Annotated in this window: 9 protein-coding genes; 5 read left to right on the top strand and 4 right to left on the bottom strand. The window is 50.3% G+C overall.

The window, feature by feature from the left end:
* Nucleotides 1-152 precede the first annotated feature (152 nt).
* The 3 genes from ACKFKH_RS17830 to ACKFKH_RS17820 are packed head-to-tail and all read right to left on the bottom strand — an operon-like array spanning nucleotide 153 to nucleotide 6,221.
* Nucleotides 153-524 carry a response regulator gene (locus ACKFKH_RS17830; protein ID WP_446859670.1) on the bottom strand — a complete coding sequence of 124 codons (372 nt, stop codon included), beginning with the start codon at nucleotides 522-524 and terminating at the stop codon, nucleotides 153-155.
* On the bottom strand, nucleotides 521-4,168 hold the full coding sequence (locus tag ACKFKH_RS17825; RefSeq protein WP_446859669.1) for a PAS domain S-box protein: 3,648 nt from the start codon (nucleotides 4,166-4,168) through the stop codon (nucleotides 521-523). Before ACKFKH_RS17825 ends, ACKFKH_RS17830 begins: the two co-directional genes overlap by 4 nt.
* The gene (locus ACKFKH_RS17820) at nucleotides 4,122-6,221 is read right to left on the bottom strand and encodes a response regulator (protein ID WP_446859668.1); all 2,100 of its coding nucleotides are present in this window, start codon (nucleotides 6,219-6,221) and stop codon (nucleotides 4,122-4,124) included. The genes ACKFKH_RS17825 and ACKFKH_RS17820 overlap by 47 nt, the downstream gene beginning before the upstream one ends.
* A gap of 205 nt (nucleotides 6,222-6,426) precedes the next feature.
* Between ACKFKH_RS17820 and ACKFKH_RS17815 the strand changes: the two genes are divergently transcribed.
* Both ACKFKH_RS17815 and ACKFKH_RS17810 read left to right on the top strand, forming a co-directional pair.
* Nucleotides 6,427-6,606 carry a hypothetical protein gene (locus ACKFKH_RS17815; RefSeq protein WP_446859667.1) on the top strand — a complete coding sequence of 60 codons (180 nt, stop codon included), beginning with the start codon at nucleotides 6,427-6,429 and terminating at the stop codon, nucleotides 6,604-6,606.
* Nucleotides 6,603-6,863 (top strand): Uma2 family endonuclease, encoded by a 261-nt coding sequence (locus tag ACKFKH_RS17810; RefSeq protein WP_446859666.1) that lies wholly within the window; start codon nucleotides 6,603-6,605, stop codon nucleotides 6,861-6,863. Before ACKFKH_RS17815 ends, ACKFKH_RS17810 begins: the two co-directional genes overlap by 4 nt.
* A 5-nt stretch (nucleotides 6,864-6,868) precedes the next feature.
* On the opposite strand, the gene ACKFKH_RS17805 is transcribed toward ACKFKH_RS17810, so the two are convergent.
* Nucleotides 6,869-7,117 carry a hypothetical protein gene (locus ACKFKH_RS17805; protein WP_446859665.1) on the bottom strand — a complete coding sequence of 83 codons (249 nt, stop codon included), beginning with the start codon at nucleotides 7,115-7,117 and terminating at the stop codon, nucleotides 6,869-6,871.
* Nucleotides 7,118-7,236: 119 nt separating this feature from the next.
* Between ACKFKH_RS17805 and ACKFKH_RS17800 the strand changes: the two genes are divergently transcribed.
* Genes ACKFKH_RS17800 through ACKFKH_RS17790 form a run of 3 tightly spaced genes read left to right on the top strand, consistent with a single transcriptional unit; the run spans nucleotide 7,237 to nucleotide 10,866 of the window.
* The gene (locus ACKFKH_RS17800; RefSeq protein ID WP_446859664.1) at nucleotides 7,237-7,449 is read left to right on the top strand and encodes a helix-turn-helix domain-containing protein; all 213 of its coding nucleotides are present in this window, start codon (nucleotides 7,237-7,239) and stop codon (nucleotides 7,447-7,449) included.
* 5 nt (nucleotides 7,450-7,454) lie between these two features.
* On the top strand, nucleotides 7,455-8,807 hold the full coding sequence (locus ACKFKH_RS17795) for an ATP-binding protein (RefSeq protein WP_446859663.1): 1,353 nt from the start codon (nucleotides 7,455-7,457) through the stop codon (nucleotides 8,805-8,807).
* Nucleotides 8,794-10,866 (top strand): tetratricopeptide repeat protein, encoded by a 2,073-nt coding sequence (locus ACKFKH_RS17790; RefSeq protein ID WP_446859662.1) that lies wholly within the window; start codon nucleotides 8,794-8,796, stop codon nucleotides 10,864-10,866. The genes ACKFKH_RS17795 and ACKFKH_RS17790 overlap by 14 nt, the downstream gene beginning before the upstream one ends.
* Nucleotide 10,867: the final 1 nt, after the last annotated feature.

Below are 10,867 nucleotides of genomic sequence, written 5' to 3'. Positions count from 1 at the left end.
TTAGGGAACTCTTCTCCCCTAGAATGACCGGGATTCTATTTCTTGGCAAGTCCCCTATTAACCCGCGAAGGCGGATTTTGTTCTCTTAGCTGCGGTTTTAACCGCCAAGCTGTCTATCCAACAAAGGCAAACCCCATCTAATTCGCCTCACTTTACCAACCCAAGGCAGCAGAAATTTGGGCAGGAAGCTGCATGGCTTTAAAGGGTTTTGTGATGATCCCGGCGATGTTGAGTTTGGCGAAGCGACGTAGTTCGGCAGCCTGAGCTTTGGCCGTCATAAAGAGTACAGGAATCGATCGCGTTGCAGGAGTCGCTTGCAGGGCTTGCAGGGTGTCGATTCCATCCATATCGGGCATCATTACGTCGAGCAAAATTAGATCGAGTGGTTCACAGGTCGCGATCGCCACTCCCTCACTGCCACTGGCCGCCGTCATCACCTGCCAACCACCCACCGCCTGAAGCGTCACCTGAGCCACCGCCCGAATGTCGTCGTCGTCATCAATAATTAGAATTCGCTTACTCATGATTGCTCCTTCTGGGTCGAGGGCTGAGTCATGCGGTTTAAAAGCGCGATCACTCGCTGTTCAAACTGCTGTGGCGTAATGCGTCCTTTGGTGAGAAATAGGGTGTGATCCAGCGTGAGGCGATCGCGCTCTTCTGGCTCTAGCTCTCGTGCCGTGTAAACGACTATCGGCAGACGGTTGAGGTGATTGTGCTGCCGCAGCCAGTCTACGATCGCAAACCCATCGCCTTGAGAAATGCTCAAATCTAACACCAGCAGATCCGGCATGATTTCTTGACTCAGGCGAATTGCGTCTTGCCCAGTTTGGGCGTGGAAGGTTTTGAGATGGTGGCGAGTAAAAATCGCAATCAGCAGCCTTGCCAGATCCAGATCATCCTCAATGATTAAAATGCGAATATTTTGATAGGGCTTGTTGAGTGCCCGCTGTAGGGTTTGCAACAGCACTTTTTGATTGGGGGGTTTGACGACCCACCCGTTAATTTCAGGACGATCGACCTGCGTTGCGTCGGGGAGCAGTCCGCTGAGGATCACGACCGGAATCGCTTGTGTTTCGGGCTGACCTTTTAGCCTGGCCAGCGTCTCCCAGCCGTCCATTTCTGGCATTATCAGATTTAATAGCACCACTTGGGGACGAGCTATTCTAGCTTGCTCCACCGCTTCTCGGCCCGATGCGACTGCCAGCACTCGATAGCCTTGTTGGTGAAGGACGGTTTGGATCACCGATCGCACCGAAGAATCATCATCACACATCAGCACCAAGGGCGCATTGTCAAGTTGAGGTTGGTGAAGGGTCGCCTCCTCGACTTCCCAGAGGGCCGGAAGCTGCACCAAAAACGTACTGCCTTCTGCTAAGTGGCTCTCTACCCAAATTTTGCCATTGTGCTGCTGGACAATACTGCGACAAATCGCCAGACCCAACCCAGTGCCCCCCTTTTGGCGCGAGTCAGAAGCATCTACCTGTTGGAAAGGCTCAAAAATGGCTTCTAACTTCTCTAGTGGGATGCCTCGCCCGTGGTCTTGAACAGAGAGAAGGAGATAGGGTGTCGGGGGATCTTGATTGCCCTCTGCTGGCTCATTGCCTACTTCCCCGGTTCTCACTTCTGCTTTGAGCCAGACGGTATCACCCGAAGACGAAAACTTGATGGCGTTACTGAGCAGGTTGACCAGGACTTGCACAATGCGATCGCTATCGACCCATAAGCGGGCAGATAAAGCGGAAACCACCAGCGCCACATTTGCTTTGTCGGCCATGTCTTGAACGGCTTCGACTGATTGAGTAAACAGTGCGGCGAGGGTGCAAGTTTCTTTATTCATTGCCACCCTGCCCGATCGCACTCGCTCAATATCCAGAATGTCATTAATCAGCCGCACGAGGCGATCGGTGTTGTTTGAGGCAATATTAAGCATTCGCTGCGCCTGTTCGGGCTGACTTTGTAGCACGCCGCCCGCCAACAAATCTAGTGCCACCGATATCGAGGTGAGGGGTGTTCGCAGTTCGTGACTGACGATCGACACAAACTGTTCTTTGAGCCGTTCAACTTCGCGGCGATCGCTGATATCTTTCATAAAGCCGTAGTGACCGATGAATTGTTGCATCTCGTCGTAGGCTTTCACCAGCACGATTTTTTGCTCCAACACCGACTGATTTTTGTGGACAGCCCGGACTTCTACCTCAGCTTTGTCATGGCTCAACATCTCCTGATAGGCTGCGATCGCCAGGTTGCGATCGTCCACATAAATCAGATCGTGCCAGTGCTGCCCTACTAAGTCTTCTGGCAAATAGCCTAACAGGTGAGCGTAGGCAGATTTGACCTTGGTATAGTAACCCTGACAATCAACTTGAGAAATGCCCACAACCGCAACTTCCAGAGCTTGACTGAGGTGAAGAATTTCTTCTTCGTCTTGCTTTTTAGCGGCTTGTGCCTGGGTTTGCTCAGTAATATCTGTCGTCGAACCTACCAGCCGAATCGGAGTCCCCGCCTTGTCCCAGACGGCCTGAGCGCGAGACTGCACCCATCGGTAACTGCCGTTTTTGTGGCGCAGGCGATAGATTTGGTCTAACTGAGGAATGCGGCGATCGAGATAGTCCTGTTCGGTTTGGAGTACCCGCGCTCGATCGTCTGGGTGGATGCGAGTTTGCCATTCAACATTGCTGTCAAGGAGTTCGCCTGGCGTATAGCCCAACATTTGACCCCAGCGAGTCGAACGATACGCCGTATTTGTCGTGAGATCAAGATCCCAAATTCCGTCGTTGTTGGCTTGAATGGCTAACTGCCAGCGTTCTTCACTGCGGCGCAACTGTTCTGTGATGTGTTCTCGGTCTCGGTCTGCCTGACGGCGATCGTTGATGTTGCGAAAAATGCAGCGCATCGACACCGGTTGCTGATCGACAAGGCGAAAATTTAAGCTGCCTTCGAGCCAGATCCGCTGCTGATTTTTGGCATTGAAAGCCACCTCCAGATTTGCGATCGCTTCGCCCACCGTCAGGCACTGGCGCAGATTGTCGCAGCGTCCCCCACAGTCAGGAAAAGCCAGATCAAACAGCGTCAGGGTTGCCAAATCTGATTCGTCGTAGCCCAGGGTCTGTTTCCAGGCGCGGTTGACGTAGAGAAATCGCCCTGCCATATCGACGCTGACAATCAAATCGTTGGAATTCTCAAACAGATCGCGGTATTGCACCTCGCTTTCTTGTAGCGCCAGCGCCAACCGTTGTTGAATGGCGGATTCCATTGTAATTTGATGGTTGATGGCTTCTAGCTGACGGGTACGATCGCGCATCGCTTGAGCAAAATAAGTAACCAGCGCCAGCAGCGCCGCCATCGATAACCCTGCCCCCAACACGACATTGGTCAGCAAGAAGGAATGCGGAGATAAGGAATCTGTCGAATACAGCCAGACACGCACCTGCCAACTTTTGTGACCTTTGAGGGTAGCTGTTTGAGTCCCCATCGCAGCGGAACGGTTAGGGTCAGAATAGCGTTGATAGAGCGTTTCTCCATTTTCTAATACAGCGATGTTGTAAGTCGGCGGCACATGGGCGATCACCGTCCCAAAGAACGTAGGCGCATCAAAGGTGCTGAAGAAGAATCCATCAAACTGAGAAGCCGAAGCGCTGGGTCGTAAAAAGAGCGGAACCAACCCATGAAAGTGGGACTGTCCGTAGGTACGCAACGTGATCAACCCCGATGGCAGGGAGCCTTGACTCAGACGGCTGGCTTGCAGAGCTGCCCGCTGCACTTTTAAGAGTGAGAGACGATCGGGATCTGGCATGGAGGGCGAGGTAGCAGAAATCCAACGCGGCTGAAGGGTGCGATCGATCCACTCAATACTTTGCAACCCTGCGGTGTCTTTGATGTATTGACCCGCGTCGGCCTGCCATTCGGCTTGAGGCGTGCCGCCCCGAATCTGCCAGCGTTGGGCGGCCCGATTTAGCCCCAGTGAGACAGCATTCAGGTCAGCTTCTAAAATCCTAGCGGTGCTGGCTGCCATTTCTGTCAGATTGCGCTGAGTTTCTGCGGCTTGTTGCACCTGGAGCGATCGCCAGATCCCCAACGTCAGAGCGACCACACCCAAACTCATCAGACCTGGCAACCATCGCCTATTCCAGGGGGCCATTTTCTTGATCCTTGCGACCCCGGTTTTCATCACGCTCTCCTGATAGCACCTGATTTCTTCCTGCTAATTTTGCCTGACGCAGCCGCCGATCGGCTACTTGATACAAGGCTTGCCAGTCGGCTCCATCTTGAGGATATTGCACAATGCCTGTACTAAAGGTGACGCAGACGGGACTTCCTTGAGTCGAGTCAAAAGGATGGGCCCGGAGTTGGTTTAGCAAATTTTGCAATCGCTCAACCGCAGACGATCGCGCCACATCATACATTGCCACCACAAACTCCTCGCCGCCCCAGCGCCCCAAAACATCCTCTAGGCGAAAGGACTGCTGCAAAATGGCCCCCAATTCGTGCAAGATGCGATCGCCCGTCGGATGGCCGTAAATCTCGTTAATCTGCTTAAAGTAATCGAGATCCAGCAGGGCGATGCTAACGGGCTTGTCTTGCCGTTTTGCTAGGGCCAGCAGGCGTACTAACTCGTGGGTTGCTTTGCGACGGTTGGCCAATCCGGTGAGCGAGTCGGTGTCTGCTAATGCCCGCAGGAGGCGCGATCGCTCCAGTCGATTCAGAATGCGGATGACAAATTCGGGGCCGACGATCGGTTTGCTAATGTAATCGTCAGCCCCTGCTGTAAACACGCGCTGAATCGTCTCGGCATCGCGTCGGGCGGTCAAAAACAGCACAGGTAGACTACTCCAGGCGGGATCGTTGCGTAATTGCAGACAGAGGTCAATCCCACTGATCCCAGGCATTTCGATATCCAGCACCAGGAGGTCGGGCACAATTTTCTTGAGGGTGTCGGCAAACTGTTCTGGCTGGCTGAGGGTGTGTATCTCAAAGCCCCAGGGCATCAGCCATTCTTTTAACGTTTGCAAAATCAGAGGGTCGTCATCGACTAGCATTAATCGCGCTTCGGTTGAGTGGTCGGCAGGGGGCAGATACCCATTGTCAACTGTTGGATTGTCTAAGGAAACAAGTCCGCGATCGCCTGCTTGATATTGGCGATCTAACTGCTCAATTTCTTGCCGCAACTTTTGAACCAGTGGCTTGAGCGACTTAAGTTTGTCAGATTTTGGAGGATGTTTTCCGTCTAACAACTGCTCAATTTCGCTTGCCAACTCTGATCCATCCATCGTCCCAAACATGCCCAGTGAACCCGCCAGCTTGTGGGCCTCCTGACAGGCTTCTTTTTGCTGCTTTACCGAACTTTGTTGCTTGGCTAAAAGCGTGACGGTTGCCTCAATAGTGGCAAATCGCTGCTGTAGCTTTTCTCGTGTCTGTTGCCAGATCTGTTGTATTTCTGCTGCGACGACCTCTGTTGGTTCTGGCGCTGACGGCTTTTTTGATTTTTTAGCGTTCTTCTTAGGGTTGTTAAAAGTGCTGTCATCTGTGGTTTGATCAGGCTTGGGAGACGGCTTGAGACGATAGCCGATCCCATACACGGTTTCTACAGGATCTTGCTCTAACCCGGCTGCCTTGAGCTTTTTGCGAAGTCCTTTGAGGTGCGATCGTACCGTATCTTCGGTGGGGGCTTCTTCATCAAATGACCAAAGCTGGTCGATCAGCGCACTGCTGCTAAAAATTCGCTGCGGATTCTGCAAAAAAATCTCCAGAAGCTTGTACTCCTTGGGGGTCAGCCTCAAAGCACGATCGGCACAAGTGACGGCACGGCTGTTGAGATCTAGCTGTAAGCTGCCCCACTTTAGGTCTGGTAGCCGCGTTTCACTGTCTCGTCGTCTCAGCAGGGCGCGAATTCGAGCCAGCAGTTCGGGTAGATCGACGGGCTTAACCAGGTAGTCGTCTGCACCAGCATCTAGGCCAATCACTTTGTGCCCACTGGCGCTTTGGGCCGTCATCAACAAAACGGGGGTAGACTTGTGGTGCGATCGCAGTCGCTTACAAAACTCGATGCCGTTGAGTCGGGGTAACTGCACATCCAGCACGATCACGTCATAGTCGCAGGTGTCCACCAGATCCCAACCCGCCAATCCGTCTACTGCAACATCGACTACATAGCGGTGATCGATCAGCACTTTGCTCAACTGCTGCACGACTACTTCATCATCGTCTACTAGCAAAATCCGCATTATTAGAAATTGCGCTGGTCGATCGTAGGGGAACGATCGCAGCAAGGCAAGAATTTAGGGATATTATTTCATCTTTCAGGAATTCTAGTTGTTTCTTTTTAAGGCAGCATTAAGACTCCGTTAAGTGGCTCGATCGCCGTCAGCTACACCACATAAAGTCAAAGCTTTCCAGACCATAATCTTGATCAATCAGGGCTGTTTTGCGATGCCACAATTACTTGCGGGTCGATACCGCGTTGTTGAAGTTAAAGCACCGGGAAAAACTTACCTCAGTCAGGAATGTCAAGTTTTCGATGGAACGGGTGCTCACTTCTCTAGCCAGGAGAATCAGCAAATGGTGGCAACTCCCAAACAGATACTTTCGGTTCCGCAGCGTGTCTATTGATTGATCTACACGACAAGAAACGGGCCTATCGTCGCAGTGGAGTGCAAGAGTACATCGTTTGGCGCACATTGGATGAGGCGATCGATTGGTTTGTGCTAGAAAATGATGAGTATGTTTTGCTGAATGCAGACGAGCAGGGCACTATTCGCAGTCGAGTGTTTCCGGGTCTGTGGTTAGCGGTGTCTGCGCTGCTAGAAGGCGATATGAAAACGGTGCTGTCGGTACTGCAAACTGGCTTACAGGCTTCTGAAGGTTAGAGCCGTCAAGAGCGATCGTTGTCCTGAGACGCTTCAGAGATTGGGTCGAAAATGATTTCGTGGATGGCACTTGGGAGTATACGTCTCAAGGCTTTCAAGTATTCTTCTGCCTGACTGCGAGAGCGAAACCTTTGGATGACAATTCGCTGCATTTTGGGCAAGAGTCGAATGATGCACCAGGGGTGTAGCCGTTGCCAATAATTTGACGCTGCAAAACTTTCACCCGCTCGATCGGGCTGAGGGGCTGGTATCATAGTCACGTCTCCGTTTGTGGGACTTTGGTAAGCGATCGTTCTTGAGTTGTCCAGACCGAGGAACGATCGCTTTTTGAGATAAAGATATTAAAGGCTACGATCATAGCCTTGTCAAGTGAATGGGAAAAGTTCGGCTGAAGGTTCGAGAATATGCAGATTTGAAGGGATGGACACTACGGGAGGTATCGGATCGGTCAGCGATTCCCTATGCGACGATCAAAAAATATGCAAAGGCTCCTCATTTAGCGACGGTTGATTACACTGCATTGATGAAGTTGGCGCGGGTTTTTGAGGTGGCGATCGAAGATTTAATTGAGGTAGTCGAGGAGTAGCGATCGTGAACCAGGAAGAAATCTTAAAGCGTCTATATGCTGCGTTTGATCCCTTTAAGCCGTTGCCAGCAGGAGATATTGCCTATACCGATCTGGAGGCAGTTCGGGGAGATGGCAATGTTCTGGAAGAGTTGGGAACTGAGATTTTGAGTCTAGAGCGCAACACCTATCAGCTTTATTCGGGGCATCGGGGAGCCGGAAAGTCAACGGAACTGCTGAGACTTCAGAAGCATCTCGATGAGAAAGGCTGTTTTGTCGTCTATTTTGATGCGGATGAGGATGACATCGATACGCAAAACGCCCAGTACACCGACATTTTGCTGGCTTGCACTCGTCATCTGCTCGAAGATCTCAAAGGCAGTGCAAATCCCAGCCCTGTATTAGAGTGGCTGAGAGAACGCTGGGACGATCTCAAAGATTTGGCGAATACTAAAGTAGAGTTTCAGTCGCTGAGTATCGAGTCTCAGATTAACCAGTTTGCCAAGATTACAGCAACGCTAAGAGGTGTACCAAGCGTCAGGCAGCAGATTAGAGAGAAAATCAATCCTCACACGATGACGTTGATCAAAGCGCTCAATCAGTTTATTGATGAAGCCAAAAGGCATCTACCCAATGGTCGTAAGCAACTGGTTGTGATTGCTGATAGCCTCGATCGCATTGTGCCGATACCGCAAGATGATGGGCGCAGTAACCATGAGCATATTTTTGTCGATTACAGTGAGCAATTGACAGCGTTGAATTGTCATGTGATCTACACAGTGCCGATTTCGATGGTCTATTCGAGCAGTTTTTTGAAGGCGCGAGACACCTACGGGACGGATGCTCAAGTATTGCCGATGATCATGGTGCGAACCGTAACGGGCGAACTTTATAGACCGGGACTAGACAAACTCAAAGAACTAATCAGCAAACGGATCTATCTATTGGCAAAGATTCCGCCCAATATCGGCTTAGACTCAGACATTTTTGCATCACCAGAAATCATTGAGCAGCTTTGTTTGATATCGGGTGGTCATGTGCGCGAGTTGTTGCTGTTGTTGAAGGCGGCGGTGATGCGTGGGGGAAGTTTGCCGATTTCTAGAAAGTCGATGCAACGGGCGATTAGTGATAACAGCAACACCTATGGGATGACGGTATACGACAGTGAGTGGGCAATGCTTGCCAAGGTGCATCGGTCTAAGCGAATTATCAAAGACGACATTCATCGAAATCTATTGTTTCGGCGGTGTTTGCTGGAATATCGCTACCAAACGGAGGAAGGTAAGTCAAAATGTTGGTATGACGTTAATCCATTAATTGCAGAGCTTGACGAGTTTCAGGATGCTTTAGGGCAGTTATCAGCCGATGGTTCTCATTAGACAGGATCAAGACTCCATTCCAAATCCAGAGGAAGAGTATACGGCGCTAGTGCGCTCTATTCGCTGGACGGAGGGATTTGGCTTGTTGTTTGTGCAATGTTCGCCAGCAGAGGGCGATTGCATCATTGATCGAGTTCGGCAAGATTTACCCCAAAAGCAAATAGAAGTCTTGTCGCTAAAGGAACCGATCGACAATCTCTACAACTTAGTAAACGCGCTACCCAACAAAGATCAGATCGATGTGTTGTTCATTCAAGGCATTGAGCATTCTCTCTACGACTATGAGAAAACTCAGCTTTGGGACAATCCTAGTGATCATTACACCTACAGCGAAAAGAATGTTCCGCGACTGTTGGGACATCTCAATCTCAGCCGAGAACGCTTTCGAGATAACTTCAAGATTTGTTTTGTTTTTTTAGTGCCTCTGTTTGCGCTCAAGTATCTAGTTCGTCGTGCGCCTGATTTTTTTGATTGGAGATCGGGTGTCTTGAGGTTTCCAACAGATCCAAAACTCATAGAACAAGAGTCATTAAAGCTATATGGCGACTATGGAGAATATGTCAAATGGACGCAAGCAAAGCGCAACCATCGAGTTTTAGAAATTCAGGCTTATTTAGAAGAACCTGAGCAAACACCGGGGCACACAGCCAGCTTGCTTTTTGAGCAGGGTAATGTTTTCTTTGCCTCCAGCGAGTATAGAGAAGCGATCGCCAGCTATAACCAAGCGCTGAAGTACAAACCAAACAAAGATGAAGCCTGGTACAATCGCGGCGTTGCACTGGATGAGTTACAACGCTACGAAGAGGCGATCGCCAGCTATGACCAAGCGCTGAAGTACAAGCCAGACCAAGATGAAGCCTGGTACAATCGCGGCATTGCACTGGGTAACTTACAACGCTACGAAGAGGCGATCACTAGCTTTGACCAAGCCCTGAAATATAAATCAGACGACTATGCTGCCTGGTGCTTTCGCGGACTTACACTGGATAATTTACAACACTATGAAGAGGCGATCACTAGCTTTGACCAAGCCCTGAAATATAAATCGGACGACCATTACGCCTGGTACTTTCGTGGCTCTGCACTGGTTAGTTTACAACGCTACGAAGAGGCGATCATCAGCTATGACCAAGCCCTGAAATACAAACCAGACGATGATGAAGCTTGGTACTTTCGCGGACTTGCACTGCATAATCTACAGCGCTACGAGGAGGCGATCATCAGCTATGACCAAGCCCTGAAATATGAGTTGGACAACTATGCAATCTGGTTCATGCGCGGAGATGCACTGCATAATCTACAGCGCTACGAAGAGGCAATCGTCAGCTATGAGCAAGCCCTGAAATATGAGCTAGACGACTGTGCAGCTTGGAACAATCGCGGACTGGCACTGGATAACTTACAGCGCTACGAAGAGGCAATTGCTAGCTATGACCAAGCCCTGAAATATACTCCGGACTATCATGAAGCTTGGAACAATCGCGGACTCGCACTAAGTAACTTGCAACGCTACGAAGAGGCGATCATTAGCTATGACCAAGTGCTGAAATACAAACCGGACAACTATTTAATCTGGCTTATGCACGGCTATGCACTCCATAGCTTACAACGTTACGAAGAGGCGATCACTAGCTACGATGCAGCGCTTAGATATAAGCCAGAGTACTATGAAGCTTGGTATTTTCGCGGCGATACACTGCGTAATCTACAACGCTACGAAGAAGCGATCGATAGCTATGACCAAGCCCTGAAATACAAACCAGACTTCTATGGAGCTTGGTACTTTCGCGGCATTGCACTAGGTAACTTACAACGCTACGAAGAAGCGATCGCCAGCTTTGACCAAGCTTTGAAGCTCAATCCAAATGATGCTGATACTTTCTACTACAAAGCCTGTTGTTATGGGTTGCAGGATCAGGTTGAGTTAGCGATCGACAACCTCAAACAAGCGATCGCTCTCGACCCCAAATATCGTGAGATGGCAAAAACCGATGCTGATTTTGATGGGATTCGGGAGGACGATCGATTTCAGGCGCTAATTCAAGAACAGGTGAAATAGA

It is taken from the genome of Phormidesmis sp. 146-20 (genome assembly GCF_052939475.1).
This window is presented reverse-complemented; position numbering and strand designations above follow the sequence as displayed.